The organism is Streptococcus parasanguinis (genome assembly GCF_047465465.1).
Classification (GTDB): Bacteria; Bacillota; Bacilli; order Lactobacillales; family Streptococcaceae; genus Streptococcus; species Streptococcus parasanguinis_AI.
This window is the reverse complement of sequence record NZ_JASGZU010000004.1, coordinates 1-15,742: the sequence shown is the minus strand read 5'-3', so window position 1 is coordinate 15,742 and position 15,742 is coordinate 1. Positions and strand designations below refer to the sequence as shown.

The window sequence follows — 15,742 nt, the reverse complement described above, 5'->3', positions numbered from 1 at the left end:
AACATGGAAAAAGACTGGTGGAAGGGGAAGGTCGCTTATCAGATCTACCCAAAAAGCTTTAAGGATAGCAATGGCGATGGTGTTGGGGATTTAAACGGAATCACGGAGAAACTCGATTACCTTCAAGACTTAGGGATTGATATTCTCTGGCTTTCCCCTATTTACAAGAGTCCGTTTATTGACCAGGGCTATGATATTTCAGACTATTATGCCATTGATCCCCTCTTTGGGACTATGGAAGATATGGAAGAGTTGATTGCGGAAGGTAAGAAGCGGGGCATTTCCATCATTATGGACTTGGTGGTTAACCACTGTTCCAGTCATCACGAGTGGTTCCAAAAGGCTTTAGCAGATCCAGATGGTCCTTATGCGGATTACTTTTATTTTATCGAAAGTGACAAAGAACCCAACAACTGGGAAAGTTACTTTGGGGGCAGTGTTTGGGAGCCGGTTCCTGGCACCAATAAGTACTATCTCCATTCTTTCCACAAGGACCAGCCAGACCTCAATTGGCAAAATCCTGTCTTGCGCGAAGAAATTTACAAGATGATCAACTGGTGGTTGGACAAGGGAATTGCGGGCTTTAGGATCGATGCTATTATCAATATCAAAAAAGATCTAGAATGGCGTTCGCTTCCGTCTGATCGCGAAAATGGCTTGGTCCCAGTACCGGAGTCTCTAGTGAATGCTCAATCGATTGAACCGTTCTTGCAAGAGTTAAATGAGCGAACTTTCGCCAAGTACAATGCCTTCACAGTAGGGGAAGTGTTCAATGAAACCGACGAAGAGTTGCATTTCTTTATCGGAAAAGATGGCGTTTTCTCATCGATCTTCGATTTCAAACAAACCATGCTGGGTCAAGAAGGAAAAGGCTGGTTTGACCATAGTCTTCCAACAGCAGATGAACTTAAGGAAAGTATTTTCCAAGCGCATGAGCGCGCAGATAGTATTGGGATTCTCTCGACCATCATTGAAAACCACGATGAGCCTCGTGGGGTGTCCCATTATATTGCTGAAGGTCCAGTAAACGACACCAGTAAAAAAGCCCTAGGAACTATTCAGGTTTTGCGCAAGGGAATTCCGTTTATCTATCAAGGCCAAGAAATTGGAATGGAAAACCAAGTCTTTGAATCAGTAGAGGACTTTGATGATATCGCGACCATCAATGGCTATCATGTGGCTAAAGAAGCTGGTTTGAGCGAGGAAGAAGCCTTAGCAGTGATTGCCAACTACAGCCGAGACAATGCGCGGACACCGATGCAGTGGACAAGAGAGCCAGGTCTGGGCTTTAGCGATGGACCAGCCTGGCTGATCAGTCCCAAACCAGATTATTCCATTAATGTGGAAGACCAGGAAAAGGATCCAGATTCTATTTTGAATTATTACCGCCAGCTGACGGCCTTGTATCGCCATCCCCTCTATGGAAATACCATCCGGTTTGGAGATATGATCCCAGCGTATCGGGACCGTGAGAATATCATTGCCTTTGAACGCCGTGGGGACAAGCTTCTCTTGGTTGTCAGCAATTTCCAAAATCGCCAGGCCACTTTGGAGTTACCAGCTCCGATTAAAACGCTCGTTTTAAATAATACTGCTGGGTTGTTCCAAGAAGGAGACCAGGTATTAGAATTGGCCCCTTACCAAAGCATTGTGCTGGAATTGGTGGAATAGAAAGAACCTTCGCATCTGCGAAGGTTCTTTTCATGTCATCCAGGTCTAAATCTGGAACTTACTCAACTTCTTTCTTTTTCAAGAGGAGGAAGCCTCCGCTAACGGCTAGCAAGAAGCCTGAAAGAATGAAGTGCGCCGTTGTGTCTTCTCCAGTTTGTGGCAATTGTGCCTTGGCTGGACTTTCTTGGAAGCTTTGTCCTACTTGGTAAGTCAAGGCTTGCACGCTTTCTTCTTTAGTTGTCATTTCTTTTTGTGGAAGGAGCACTTTAGGAGTGTCCTTCTTGGCCAAGATTGGCTGTGGATTGGTTGTTTGGTTATGAATTGGTACCACCACTTGATCTGGTTCTTTAGCTGGAACGTAATCCATCAAGCTTGCTAACTTGCTGCCAAAGATCGCATTGGTTACCCAGCGGAAGAAGTGGACAGGGTGTTGACGGTTGGTTGGATTTCCTGCATAGACAAAGAGTGGTTGTCCCATCAGTTCTCCAGAGATGGCCATGACTTTGTTAGCCAGAACATCATTATGTGGCCACCAACCTGCAATATAATAATCGCTCGGAGCGATGCTCATCAAGGTCTTGAAATGTTCTGGAACCTTTTCAATCCAGTTTCCTGAGTTGGAGTAGAAGAGGGTATTCTTCTTGTATCCGCTGGTCAATGGATCCTGGTCATCAATGATCGCTTTCATCAAGCCTTCGTAGTCACTACCGCCTTTTAATTTTTCAGCGTCAAATCCTGTAAGAACTCCCAATTTTTCCAATTTTTGCATGGCTTCCCCACCAATGACAAGGGTTGGTTTCTTGCCAAAAATGGAAGCATCAAAGCGGTTGCTTTCCAAAATAACAACATCCGCTTCTTCTGGCGTATTGACGATTTGGAAGCCTAATTTTTCAAGGACCAGACTAGTATGAGCAGGCGCATCTACTCCAGCCCAATTATAGTGGTAGTTCGGAGAGTAGACCTTCATCGGTTTCAAGGTTGGTCCGCTTGGCACCTTGTAGAGGGCATCCCCATAAATGGCATAGTTTGGCAGGAGCGAAGCAAAGGTATCGCGGTCAACGATGTAGCCATCGTCTGTTAGGTAGACGGATTTTCCTTGTGCAATAGCCTGGTTAACAGCTTTAACGGCGCTAGCTGAGGTATTTGCGATCACATAGTAAGGAGCTTTTGGATCGATCTCAGAGGTACGAGTCGCGCGGGTGGTGGTAACTTCTCCTAATTTTCCATTGAAAAGACCGTCCGCAAAGACAGGTTCGGACTTGAACCCTCTCATATCTGGGAAGTTGACTAGCAACTCTGCGTACATAGCAGCCCAGGCAGATTCGTTGGAGCCCTTGTAGAGAATGTGGTTGGCATAGCCACGTTTGGCTTGGGCCATGTCAATGACTAAGTCCCCCTTTTTATAGTTGCCAATATCTTCTTTGAGTTCCTTGACGAGGACACCATTGCGTTTGAAGTAGTCGATCATATTGAAGGCTTCTTGGGCATCGTTGTCTTTGTCGAGGCTCATTGGGATGACGTAGTAGTCTGGGAAGAATTTTGGACGACCATTTTTCACACGTCCAACGATTTCCCCATTTGGGCCAACCAGTTCATTTTCAGCTTTTGGATCTTCGGTTTTATTGAGACCGCGCAGGTAGAAGTTGAGACGCATCTCAAGGAGACGGTCCGGATCTTGGTTGAGGAAGTCAATTCCGCCTAGGACAGCATTGCGACCTGCTTTGTAGGACTCTTCATTTCCTTCCGGAATTTCGATAGTATGGCCTAAGATACCATGGTAGACAGCATAAACTCCTGTATAGCCAGAGAAGGAGTCATCCCAGCCATCGCCCCAATCCAGTTTTGGAATGATGTAACTATTGTATTTAGAATTGGCAACTCCTGCCCGTCCCATATGATGGGCATTTTCTAGCATCAGGTCTGACAGAAGATCGTATTCGAAGTTCGGATCATGTGGTGGCGTTGCAGGTTCGATTAAGAATTCTTTGACAAAACCGTGTAAGTCGTAGAGAGCGATCGGATTCCATTTGTTGATCATTTGGATAACCGTGCGAACTTCAGGGTTGGTTTGGTAGCTGGCATCCCGGTTTGGATCGAGCCCGTTTGCTAGGGCCCGCAGGTTGAGAGCATCCCCATCTGGGTTTTCCGTGAAGTCAAATAAGAAAATGAATTTGTTTAAGAGAGTTGGGATGTCCAGGGTCACATTCTTGACGTTACCAGCTTCGTCTGTCGTTTTAAAAGTGACTTGATTTTCTGTAGCAAAGGTATGAAAGAGGCCTGTGATGATATCAATGCCTGGCTGCTCATCTGCGTGGGTGTTGTGGACTAAGACAGGTAATTTGTAATCCAAGGTCTTGTCCTTTAGTGCGGCCAGCATTTCACTTGGTTTAGTCAAAGCTGTAGGGTTGGTACTAGAAAGGTAGTGATCGATGCTGGCTTGGTCCTTGCTCACGATCCCCATCTTCATATCCCGGCCTTGGGCACTCTTACCAAGAGTTTCCAGCTGCACTAAACGATCGGGTTTCGCTTCTTCCTTGGATTTTTCGATGGCAGCCAGCATCTCTTCGTGCGTATGGTAGTCCTGATAAGGTCGAAAAACAAGGGTCTTATTGATGGTGATTCCTAAGTCTGTATTGGTTCCGACCAGTTCATGGTTGCCGATATAATTGCGGTAAGTCCGGCGAATATTATTTGGGCTACGAAGACTGAGATCTTCACCAAAGAGATTCTGCACGTCAATGTGGAGATCCAGATCATTGCCGTTTGCGGTCTCTGTGATGGTGAGGAATGGATCCTTGCTCAGTGTTCCTGTCTCCATATCCCAGGTTTTCCACTCAGAGAGAGGCTTATTGTCTAAGGTCCAGTTGATCTTGCCAGCAGCTTGAGCTTTTTCTTGGACTTTGTCATCAATCGTACTCTTTTCAGAGAGATAAATGGTGCTATCCGCCAATCGAGTCGCTTGGTCAGCGGTTGTTGTAGCACGGTTAGTGCTTGGACTAGCGGTTGGAGCAACTTCTGTAGTAGAAGCCACATCAGAAGTCGCTGCTGTTTCTGCAGGACTAGCAGGAGTTACTTCTGTGGCTGTAGCGGGACTAGTCGTCTCGGCTGTCACAGGTTGCTCAGTAGCAGGTGTCGCTTCAAGGACCGTGCTTGGTTCCGCTTGAGGCGCTTCTAAGCTATCGGCTGAAGCTTGGCCATGACCGATAACGGAAAGCAAGACAGCCGCTGAGAGACTGAGTGTCGTAGTGTACAAATGTTTCTTATATGAAGACTTCATATAGAAGACCCTCCTTAAAAAGTTATTTTCCATTTCTAGTATACCATTTTAGGAAAGCGTTTACAACAAAAACCTGAATAAAAAAGCCTTTGCATCTTGCAAGGGCTTTTTTGTCTATTCTGTTTCCTCATGGAATTGTTGGTAAAAATCAACCTTGACCTGGATAAAAGTTTCTAAGTCTCTTAACAATTGGAGCAAGGTGGCGCGTGTTTCGAATTCTTCACGGGTCTTAGGAAGAGGACGTTCACGGAAGATCGCCAAATACTGACTAATATCATCTAGAAGATCTTGGGCAGGATTTTTCTGGCTTAACTGTTGGGCCGTTTTCTTAAAAAGTTGAGCTAGGATTATGCTTTCACTCGCCGCTAACTGACAACGGTTGACGTTTTCTGCCATATCTCGCAGAATATCGTTTTGCCGCTTGCGCATTTCGAAGTAGTGAATATGGTAGTTAGTTTGGTGAAAGAGGTGGTTGGAATGGTCCAGATAGACTAGATTTAAAGCGTCCTCTAGGATACCATCCAACTCCTTAATCAAGCGAGCATCATTGCGACCATCCCCTTTACTAAGTAATTCCGCAAAACGACCAAGGATCTTTTTCAGTTGGTCTTCAACAACATCATGGTAGTGATCGATCGCTCCCTGATTAGAAGGCATATAGAGATTGGCCAGCAAGGCAAAGCTGGTCCCAATTAAAAAGAGGGCAAGTTCATTGAGCAAGAGTCCCCAGGAAGTAGACTGCTCAATCAAGAGATGGGTGACCAGCACCGTACTAGGCGTGATGCCGATCTGCCAACCCAATAGAAAGGCGCAAGGAACATAGAGAGCGATAAAGACTCCCAGTGCCCAGAGGTTGAACCCTAAAAAAGAAAAGGCGAGACTTCCGATAGTAAGGGCCAGCAAGGTCGACATAAAGCGCTGGTAGGCCTGCTTGATGGTACTGCGACGTGTATCAGAGATACTCAAGATGGCAATGACGCCAGCTGAGATGGCATAGGTCAAGCCTAGAGCATAAGCAAGGGCCGCTGCTAAACAAGTGGCTAAGGTGAGCTTGATGGTTCGTTGAAAAAGAGGCATGGCTTCCTTTCTAGTTCGGTTTGTTCATTGAGATTGATTTGATTTCATTATATCATGAATTGGCCTCTTCCTCCTTTCTTGTGGTATACTAGTTCTATGGAAAATAACGATATCGTATACGGTGTCCACGCAGTCACCGAGGCTTTACAAGCCAATACAGGCAATAAATTATATATTCAAGAAGACCTCCGAGGAAAAAATGTCGACAAGATCAAGGCCTTAGCAACTGAGAAAAAAGTGTCGATTTCTTGGACGCCAAAGAAAACCCTGCAGGAAATGACAGAAGGAGCTGTTCACCAAGGCTTCGTTCTTCGTGTGGCAGCCTTTGCTTACACAGACTTGGCAGCGATTCTGAAACGGACAGCCCAAGAAGAGAACCCGCTTTTGTTGATTCTCGATGGCTTGACCGATCCGCACAATCTTGGATCCATCTTGCGGACAGCTGATGCGACCAATGTTTCAGGGGTCATCATTCCTAAGCACCGGGCAGTCGGGGTAACCCCAGTGGTGTCGAAAACGTCTACCGGAGCAGTGGAACACATTCCCATTGCCCGTGTGACCAATCTCAGCCAAACCCTAGACAAGTTAAAGGAAGAGGGTTTCTGGATCTTTGGAACCGACATGAACGGCACGCCATCTCACCAGTGGAATACGGCTGGCAAGTTAGCCTTGATCATTGGCAATGAAGGAAAAGGGATCTCGGCCAACATCAAAAAACAAGTCGATGAGATGATCACCATTCCTATGAATGGTCATGTGCAAAGCCTCAATGCCAGCGTGGCAGCAGCTATCCTTATGTATGAGGTCTTTCGCAATCGACTATAATTCTAGAAAGGCAATGATATGAAACGAAAAATCTTATTGGTTGACGGCTATAATATGATTGCCTTTTGGCAGGAGACCCGCCAGCTCTTTCAAAAAAGTGAGCTCGATGCAGCCCGCAATATCCTCCTGCAAAAACTGAGTCACTATGCTAGCTTTGAAGGGATCGAAGTCATCTGTGTCTTTGATGCCCAGTATATGCCAGGAGTGCGGCAGACCTATGAGGAGTTCAATGTTCAGGTGGTCTTTACTGGTGAGGATGAAACAGCAGATGACTATATCGAGCGCTTGGCGGCAGAGCTTAACATGCCCCTCCACCAAGTATCGGTAGCGACCAGTGACTTAAATGAGCAGTGGACCATCTTTGCTCAAGGAGCTCTTCGGGTATCTGCCAGAGAGTTAGAAAAACGAGTCGCAGTCGTCAAAGGAAACCTCAATCAGGCGCAGCGAGTGGTCAATGATCAAAAACCGCCCATGCGACCGCTTGATCACGAAGTATTGCGACAATTACAAGAAATGATGGGAGACAAGTAATGACATTTGCTATTTTAACCGATTCGACCGCAGATTTAGACCAGAACTGGGCCAAGGAACATCAGGTGACCATTCTTGGGTTGACCATTGAGCTAGATGGGACGGTTTACCAGACAGTCGGCCAAGGTCAATTGACCAGCCCGGAGCTTTTAGAAGCCATGAAAAATGGAGCCAAACCGACAACCAGTCAGGTCAATGTGGGGCAATTCCAGGAGACCTTTAAGCACTTTGCAAAAGAGGGAACACCCCTGCTTTATGTGGCCTTTTCATCAGTCTTATCAGGGACCTATCAAAGTGCAGTCATGGCACGAGACCTGGTTTTAGAAGACTATCCGGAAGCAGTGATTGAGATTGTCGATACGAAGGCTGCTGGGATTGGAGAGGGCTACCTGGTCATGCGGGCAGTAGCTGCGCGTGATGCGGGCCGTTCATTAGCAGAAGCCAAAGAAGAGATCATGGACCTAGCGCCAAAACTGCGGACTTATTTCCTAGTTGATGACCTCTACCACCTCATGCGTGGAGGCCGTCTTTCCAAGAGTGCCGCGATCATGGGAAGTTTGGCCAGCATCAAACCCATTCTCTGGATAGATGCTGAAGGGAAATTAGTGCCCATTAGCAAAGTTCGGGGACGCAAAAAAGCTGTCCGAGAATTACTAGAGCTGATTAAAGCCGATATCGGTGAAAGCACAGCCTTGGTGTCTTATACCAACGATCTAGAAGGAGCCGAAGCATTGAAGCAAGAAATGCTTGCGCTTGAAGGCATCGATGAAGTCCTTGTGATGCCCCTTGGACCAGTTATTTCAGCTCACGTCGGCCCGAATTCCTTGATCGGATTTGTCATTGGAAAAGAAAATCGTAAATAATTTTCCAAATCGGTTGACTTTTATCTTAGAATTTTGATACAATAGTAGGCGGTATTGTTTACCCCATTTGTAAGGCCCCGGAACCTTTCAAATAACTCGCGGACCGGAACATCCGCCCTGTAAACAAAAACGACATTCATATAGGAGAAATCATGAACAAAACTACATTCATGGCTAAACCAGGCCAAGTAGAACGCAAATGGTACGTTGTTGACGCAACTGATGTACCTCTTGGACGCCTTTCAGCAGTTGTTGCTAGCGTGCTTCGCGGAAAAAACAAACCAACATTCACACCTCACACTGATACAGGTGACTTCGTAATCGTTATCAATGCTGAAAAAGTTAAATTGACTGGTAAAAAAGCAACTGATAAGATCTACTACACTCACTCAAACCACCCAGGTGGATTGAAATCAATCTCTGCTGGTGAACTTCGTTCTAAAAATGCAGTTCGTTTGATCGAGAAATCAGTTAAAGGTATGCTTCCACACAATACTCTTGGCCGCGCTCAAGGTATGAAATTGAAAGTATTCGTTGGAGCTGAGCACACTCACGCTGCACAACAACCAGAAGTTCTTGATATTTCAGGACTTATCTAAGGAAAGGAACAATAAAGTATGTCACAAGCACAATATGCAGGTACTGGACGTCGTAAAAACGCTGTTGCACGCGTTCGCCTTGTTCCAGGAACTGGTAAAATCACTGTTAACAAAAAAGATGTTGAAGAGTACATCCCACACGCTGACCTTCGTCTTGTAATCAACCAACCATTCGCAGTTACTTCAACTGTAGGTTCATACGACGTTTTCGTTAACGTTGTAGGTGGTGGATACGCTGGTCAAGCAGGAGCTATCCGTCACGGTATCGCTCGTGCCCTTCTTCAAGTAGACCCAGACTTCCGCGATTCATTGAAACGCGCAGGACTTCTTACACGTGACTCACGTAAAGTTGAACGTAAGAAACCAGGCTTGAAAAAAGCTCGTAAAGCATCACAATTTAGTAAACGTTAAAACTTATTTAAACTTATTGAAAGCATTTCGTATCAAAAATACGGGATGCTTTTTCTGTTCACCCCAAATTTTTGTAACTAGGTGATACTTGAAATTAATACAAATTTGGTTGTTTTTGATAAATCTAAGCAACACTAAATGATGAAGTGAAAGGGGATGAATCTTTGATAGTATTCATTTATTGTGAAATATGATATATTTATTAATTAGATGGATGAATACTTCTAGAGTTAAATATAGCATAATAGGGACAGACTTTTTGGTTTATTTTTGTTTGTAGTCGGATTATGAAAGAATATCCAATATTATGCGATAAGATAGAATGTTACAAAAAAGAAAGGGGATGCAATCCGATGAAGAAAGACAGATTAATTGTATTGACAGATGCTGTTCTAGCAATTATTATGACCATCTTGATTTTAGAGTTAGAAAAACCAACAACACCAAGTCTTGAAGCTTTTTGGGATTTACGGCAAAATTTCTTTGCTTGTTTTCTTTCCTTTTTCTGGTTGGGATCGTTATGGATGGCACTAAACACATTATGGGAAAAGGTTGAGAAAATTTCCTCAGAAATTATTTGGTGGAATTTGTTTCTACTCTTGGAGCGGCAGGAGTTCTCTTTGGAGAATTTCATGCCATCCAAGATACCAGTCTGAATGATGTGGTGGACCGGATCTATATAAATGTCAAGGATTTACCGTTTCAGTCCTTGGGAGCTTTAGCTAATATCCTGTCTGATGTTAAGAAGGGACTGATTCAAGACAGTCATATCTGGTCTTTCTTCCAGTCATTTTTCAAACAATATCAGTTGATAATCAGCTTAAATCAGATCTATCAGTTTGTCTATCTTTCTCTGATGGAGATCATGTCCTATCTTCACTTTGATTATTGGAAAAAACGGCTCGGTCAGGAGCTAGTATGAATAAGGAGAACAAATGAGACGTTTAAAAATGTTATGGCATATTATACAGGTTACGGGTTTTACTCGGTTTGCTCTGAGTTTTGTGACCTTTGTTTTTGGGTCAGGAGGCGTGCTTTTCCTAGTTGAACCTGCTATCACAAATTACGGAGACGGTCTTTGGTATGCTTTTGTGACTTCGACGACTGTCGGCTACGGGGATCTCCTAGCTGTGACCTTGATTGGAAGGATTACCAGTGTCTTCTTGACGATTTATGGGCTCATATTTTTTGGCTGTTTATCAGCTGTTATTATTAATTATTATACCGATTTAAATAAGGAAAGAGGAGAGGACAAATGACTGCCAATTATTCAACACGGGAATACCGTGAGAAATTATACGATGACCTTCATGTTCGATTGAGAGATACAGCGATTTTGATGTGTGCAATTTTTATTGCCTCTATCGGTCTAAATATGAATTCAACAGCTGTTATTATTGGAGCCATGTTAATTTCACCTCTCATGACACCGATTGTTGGACTGGGATTCGGTTTAGCTATTTTTGATACGCGTTTAATCAAGCAATCTCTAGAGGTTTTATTGACTCAAGTGTTGGTCAGTTTGCTTGTCTCGACTCTGTATTTCTGGATTTCTCCCTTGTCTTATGCAAGTAGCGAGTTGATCGCACGAACCTCTCCAACCATTTGGGATGTTCTCATTGCTATTGCTGGTGGGATTGCTGGTGTGATCGGTTCAAGGAAAAAAGAAGCAAACAATATCGTGCCAGGAGTAGCCATTGCTACAGCTTTGATGCGCCTATCTGTACTGCTGGCTATGGTTTAGCTAATGGGAATGTACGATTTTTATTGGGGGCTCTCTATCTTTTCTTGATCAACTGTGTCTTTATCATGCTAGCCAACATTGTTGGAACAAGAATTTTGATGAGAAAATCTCCTTTAACTTCATTTAAAGAGCTGAGCATTAAAATGAGAATTGGCTTGATTTCTTTGATTGTATTGTTGATTCTTCCAGCTAGCTATTCGGCAGTTACTCTGACAATAGAACAAGCGCGCAAAGAAGGGATCAAACAGTTTGTAGGAAAAGAGTTCGCCAATTATACGGTTATTAATCAAGTCTACAAGTCAAGTAACAATGAATTGGTCTTGACGGTTGTTGGAGATCCGATTTCAGAAGAAGAATTAGAAACACTCCACCAAAAACAAGCCTCTTACGGTATTCAATCTGTTCAATTGAAAGTGAATCAAGTTCAGAACTCGCCAACATTAGATAGTGAAGCGACCAAGGAATTTTATGAAAACATTGACAAGTATATTGATCAAAAACTCTCTGAAAAAGATTCACAAAACGATCTCGTAAAAGAAAATGAAGCAGACAAGGATTGAGGACAATGAACTGAATCGGTTTTTACGCCGTGTTTTTCTTGTATCTTCCTCTTTCTTACTTATAGCAGGTTGTTTTTGCTTGAATAAGAAATAAATTAGAAGTTCTATCATCTAAGAAAAATGATGAAAAAAATCATTTAACTAATGGTGTGAACGTTTAGTGTTTATCAGCTCCATTCTCTGTAATTTTGGGGGTAAAATCCACACCATTTAGATAAAATTAGTTGAATTTGATTGGAAAAACGCTTTTATAAAAGCGGAGAAAAGTCTTGATATTACGCTGTTTTTAGTCCAACTGAAATTCATACTTTCCAAACCAGGCTTGAAAAAGGCCCGTAAAGCATCACAATTTAGTAAACGTTAATTCGTTACTGGACAGCAGAATACAAACGAAAACACTTTGCATCTTGCAAGGTGTTTTTTTCTATGAGAACTGGCGGTGCGCAATTAGGATAGCTCTAGCGACTTTAGTCGCATAGAGATATGCTATGCACAGTTGCCTCAAGAAAACAATGCTTCTTGGTCCACCCTGTTAGACAAGCTTCAAAACCAAGGAATCCAACAGATTTCTCTTGTAGTTACAGATGGCTTTAAGGGGCTTGAGCAGATTATCAGTCAGGCTCACCCATTAGCTAAACAACAATGTTGCTTAATTCATATTAGTCGAAATCTAGCTAGTAAAGTGAAACGAGCAGATAGAGCGGTTATTCTGGGGCAATTTATAATGATTTATCGTGCTGAAAATTTAGAAATGGCAGGACAAGCTTTAGAGGACTTTCTCGCCGAATGGAAACCAAAGTATAGGAAAGTCATGGAAAGTCTGGAGAAGACGGATAATCTTTTAACTTTTTATCAGTTTCCCTACCAGATTTGGCACAGCATGTATTCGACAAACCTCATTGAGTCTCTTAACAAAGAAATCAAACATCAAACGAAAAAGAAGGTTCTTTTTCCTAATGAGGAGGCTCTGGAACGTTACTTAGTTACGTTGTTTGAAGATTATAATTTCAAGCAAAGTCAACGAATCCATAAAGGGTTTGGTCAATGTTCTGATACACTTGAAAGCTTATTTAATTAACACTCCGTAACTCTACTTAAGTGTTTACACATAATTATTTACAGTATCAAAAAATAAAGTATATTGTTTTCATCATAATATAATTAAATATCAGTATAGAGAATTTTATCTATATATCAGATATCAGCAATTGCTTTTGCTGTCATTTTTCGCTACAATAGTTACAAGGAGGAAATAAACATGTTAAAAGAAGTATTAAACGTCGCAAAAGTTGCGAAAAAATCATCTCTCTTCTTAGGAGGGGTAGCATTTGGGACGCTTGGCTTGAAAGTCTTAGCAAGTAAAGAAGCTAAGAAAGGCTATTCTAAGGCCTTGGCTAAAGCTTACAAATTGAAAGATGGACTGGATGCATCTGTTTCTGTTGTAAAACAACACGGTGATGATGTTTTACAAGACGCTAAATATTTATACGAACAGGAAAAGAAAGAAGAACAATTAGATAGCCTGACAGGTGAATAATATGTCTTTTAAAGTGCTACACAGAGGATATCAACATATCCGATTATCGTCCTCGTTTTCACTGACCTTGGATATTCAAGATTATCTTCGTTCCTTGGCTAAAGATGAAAAAGGGATCGACTCTATTCAGTTTTATATGGATCAGCAGCACTTTACTCTACGTATGAAAGAAGGCTTCTCTGTATTAGAAAATGCAGAGGCCTTTTTAAAAAAAATTGACAAGGGGAAAGTTTCGGACTTGATGACTCTTCCCATTCGTAGAGAAGAGAGTGCTTATTCAATTGTATCGGGTGCAGCGATTAAGCGTTTGCTGTTTCGAAGTTTTGTACCCTACCCTATTCGTTATATTTGGACTTGTTATCAGGCTTTGGGTTATGTCAAAGAAGCCTATCAAACTTTAGCGCGCAAGGAACTAACCATGGAGGTCTTGGACTGTTCGGCCATTTTGTTGTCCTTGTTTATGAACCAATCCAAGACAGCTAGCAACATCATGTTTATGCTTGATTTGGGTAATCATCTGGATCAGTGGTCTTTAAAAAAAACAGCAACAGATTTGGAACAAAGCCTTCTTGCTAAAGAAAGTGATGTTTTCTTAGTGCGGGGAGACATGGTCATCAGCATCAAGAGTTCTGATGTTCAAGTAGGTGATGTATTAGTTGTCTCCCAAGGTAATGAAATCTTGTTTGACGGCCAAGTGGTTTCAGGATTAGGCATGGTCAATGAGAGTTCCTTGACTGGAGAGAGCTTCCCTGTTGAAAAGAAAGAGGGAGATTCTGTATGTGCGAATACTGTTTTGGAAACAGGAGAGTTAAGAATTCGTGTGACTGATAATCAGATAAACAGTCGTATTTTGCAACTCATCAATCTGATGAAAAAATCTGAAGAGAGTAAGAAGACAAAACAACGTCATTTTATTAGGATGGCAGACAAGGTTGTAAAATATAATTTCTTAGGTGCTGGTTTGACTTATCTGTTAACAGGTTCGTTTTCAAAAGCCATTTCCTTTTTATTGGTGGATTTTTCATGTGCTCTAAAAATATCCACACCTGTAGCCTACCTTACGGCCATAAAGGAAGGTCTAAATCGAGAAATGGTTATTAAAGATGGTGATGTATTAGAAAAATATCTGGAAGTGGATACTTTCTTGTTTGATAAAACGGGTACCATCACGACGAGTTATCCTTTGGTTGAAAAGGTTCTTCCTTTCGGAGATTATACTGAGAAAGATATTTTAAGAATAAGTGCATGTTTGGAGGAACATATCTATCATCCTATTGCCAATGCAATTGTTAAACAAGCTGAAATTGAAGGCATTGAACACGAAGAAATGCATGGCAAGCTTCAGTATGTTGCAAGCAAAGGGATTAAATCGCAAATTGATGGTCAATCGGTTGTCATTGGAAATTATGTACTAATGCAAGACGAACAGGTAAGAATTAGTTCTGAGCAGCTGGCCTTGATTGAGCAATATAAGACTCATTACAATTTATTGTTTTTGGCTTATAAGAAAGAATTAATTGGGATGTTTTGTATCCACACTCCCTTGAGAAGCGAGGCGAAAGTTGCATTGAAAAAGCTAAAGCGCCAAGGGAAAAAACTGATTCTGGCAACTGGTGATACGTTGGCTAGAACAGAAGAGTTGGTTAAAGATCTGCCATTTGACAACGTTTATACTGATTTAAAACCAGATGGTAAGTTTCAGTTGGTTCAGGAATTACAGAAAGCTGGCCGAACTATTTTGATGGTTGGAGACGGGTTAAACGACTCTGCTGCCTTGACGCTTGCAGATATTGGGGTTGTGATGAATGAAAGTGCTGATATTTCTAAGCAGATGAGTGATATTTTATTATTAGATAATCGTTTAGATTTCTTCGAGGAATTGAATTCTTTATCTGAATCGTTGCAGAAATTAATTCAAAGAAATATTCAAGAAACAGTTGTAATAAATGGAAGTTTAATTGGATTTGGGTTGTTAAATTGGTTAAGCCCATCTAATCTTTCGATATTGCACAATCTGACTACTTTAAGAATCGTCCTTCGTAGTCTTTCTATTAAAAGTAGGTAAGAGACCGAGAAGCTGAGGTTATAAAAACTAAAAGGAGTTGTCTCATTTGAGAATAACGGTTCTTTGTCAACTGTAGTGGGTTGGTGGAAAATTATACCCTGGAGAGGACCAAATTGGTTCTCTCCTTTTAAATATTGAAAAAACCATTGGCAGTGGACATACTTTAAGACTATATATTTCTGAAACTAGTTTCACAATACAAATATTGACATGCAATTATTAATTGGTGGATTTTAAGTTGACATCTACAAAGGTTAATGTTAGAATACATTCAAAAATATATTTGAATGAGGTGTTTTATGATTCAAAATATTGTTACTTCAATAATCCTGTATTCTGGGACAGCCGTAGACTTACTTATTATCCTAATGTTATTTTTTGCCAAAAGAAAAAGCAGAAAGGACATCATTAACATCTATTTAGGACAATTTCTAGGCTCTGTTAGTCTAATATTCCTAAGTTTGCTTTTTGCATTTGTCTTAAATTATATTCCTAGTAAAGAGATTTTAGGTTTACTCGGTTTGATTCCAATTTTCCTAGGCCTCAAAGTTTTGCTTTTAGGAGATTCTGATGGAGAAGCTA

The 15,742-nt window shown here is 41.9% G+C and carries 14 protein-coding genes and 2 pseudogenes; 14 read left to right on the top strand and 2 right to left on the bottom strand.

Annotated features, from left to right (window positions below):
* The first annotated feature begins 3 nt into the window (after positions 1 to 3).
* Positions 4 to 1,671 (top strand): alpha-glucosidase, encoded by a 1,668-nt coding sequence (locus QM351_RS07525; protein WP_414327122.1) that lies wholly within the window; start codon positions 4 to 6, stop codon positions 1,669 to 1,671.
* 58 nt (positions 1,672 to 1,729) lie between these two features.
* Here the strand turns inward: QM351_RS07525 and QM351_RS07520 are convergent, their stop codons facing one another.
* Together QM351_RS07520 and QM351_RS07515 are read right to left on the bottom strand one after the other, a co-directional pair.
* Positions 1,730 to 4,948, bottom strand: coding sequence for an LPXTG-anchored zinc carboxypeptidase (locus QM351_RS07520; protein ID WP_414327121.1), 3,219 nt, complete (start codon positions 4,946 to 4,948; stop codon positions 1,730 to 1,732).
* A gap of 114 nt (positions 4,949 to 5,062) precedes the next feature.
* Positions 5,063 to 6,025 carry an aromatic acid exporter family protein gene (locus QM351_RS07515; protein ID WP_414327120.1) on the bottom strand — a complete coding sequence of 321 codons (963 nt, stop codon included), beginning with the start codon at positions 6,023 to 6,025 and terminating at the stop codon, positions 5,063 to 5,065.
* Positions 6,026 to 6,121: 96 nt separating this feature from the next.
* On the opposite strand from QM351_RS07515, the gene rlmB reads away from it, so the two are divergent.
* The 13 genes and pseudogenes from rlmB to QM351_RS07450 form a co-directional block, all read left to right on the top strand.
* On the top strand, positions 6,122 to 6,850 hold the full coding sequence (gene rlmB / locus QM351_RS07510; RefSeq protein WP_414327119.1) for a 23S rRNA (guanosine(2251)-2'-O)-methyltransferase RlmB: 729 nt from the start codon (positions 6,122 to 6,124) through the stop codon (positions 6,848 to 6,850).
* Positions 6,851 to 6,868: 18 nt separating this feature from the next.
* Positions 6,869 to 7,381, top strand: coding sequence for an NYN domain-containing protein (locus tag QM351_RS07505; RefSeq protein ID WP_414327118.1), 513 nt, complete (start codon positions 6,869 to 6,871; stop codon positions 7,379 to 7,381).
* Positions 7,381 to 8,244, top strand: a complete 864-nt coding sequence (locus QM351_RS07500) for a DegV family protein (protein WP_414327117.1) — start codon at positions 7,381 to 7,383, stop codon at positions 8,242 to 8,244. The genes QM351_RS07505 and QM351_RS07500 overlap by 1 nt, the downstream gene beginning before the upstream one ends.
* Before the next feature lie 152 nt (positions 8,245 to 8,396).
* Positions 8,397 to 8,843, top strand: coding sequence for a 50S ribosomal protein L13 (rplM, locus tag QM351_RS07495; protein WP_002876943.1), 447 nt, complete (start codon positions 8,397 to 8,399; stop codon positions 8,841 to 8,843).
* Between the two features lie 18 nt (positions 8,844 to 8,861).
* Positions 8,862 to 9,254: a 30S ribosomal protein S9 gene (gene rpsI / locus QM351_RS07490; RefSeq protein ID WP_000075969.1), complete on the top strand. Its 393-nt coding sequence runs from the start codon at positions 8,862 to 8,864 to the stop codon at positions 9,252 to 9,254.
* A gap of 353 nt (positions 9,255 to 9,607) precedes the next feature.
* Positions 9,608 to 9,910, top strand: coding sequence for a TMEM175 family protein (locus QM351_RS07485; protein ID WP_004240734.1), 303 nt, complete (start codon positions 9,608 to 9,610; stop codon positions 9,908 to 9,910).
* Entirely contained in the window at positions 9,835 to 10,176 is a 342-nt protein-coding gene (locus tag QM351_RS07480; RefSeq protein ID WP_000397556.1) for a hypothetical protein, read from the top strand. The genes QM351_RS07485 and QM351_RS07480 overlap by 76 nt, the downstream gene beginning before the upstream one ends.
* 13 nt (positions 10,177 to 10,189) lie before the next feature.
* Positions 10,190 to 10,513 carry a potassium channel family protein gene (locus QM351_RS07475; protein WP_001253404.1) on the top strand — a complete coding sequence of 108 codons (324 nt, stop codon included), beginning with the start codon at positions 10,190 to 10,192 and terminating at the stop codon, positions 10,511 to 10,513.
* Positions 10,510 to 11,558, top strand: a pseudogene (locus QM351_RS07470) (DUF389 domain-containing protein). Before QM351_RS07475 ends, QM351_RS07470 begins: the two are co-directional and overlap by 4 nt.
* 487 nt (positions 11,559 to 12,045) lie before the next feature.
* Positions 12,046 to 12,636, top strand: a pseudogene (locus QM351_RS07465) (transposase); the annotation flags it as partial.
* Positions 12,637 to 12,816: 180 nt separating this feature from the next.
* Complete coding sequence (locus tag QM351_RS07460; RefSeq protein ID WP_002893755.1) at positions 12,817 to 13,095, top strand: DUF6110 family protein; 279 nt, start codon at positions 12,817 to 12,819, stop codon at positions 13,093 to 13,095.
* 1 nt (position 13,096) lies between these two features.
* On the top strand, positions 13,097 to 15,160 hold the full coding sequence (locus QM351_RS07455) for a heavy metal translocating P-type ATPase (protein WP_002893754.1): 2,064 nt from the start codon (positions 13,097 to 13,099) through the stop codon (positions 15,158 to 15,160).
* 299 nt (positions 15,161 to 15,459) lie between these two features.
* On the top strand, positions 15,460 to 15,742 hold a 283-nt coding region (locus tag QM351_RS07450; RefSeq protein ID WP_414296382.1), incomplete at its 3' end, for a cadmium resistance transporter.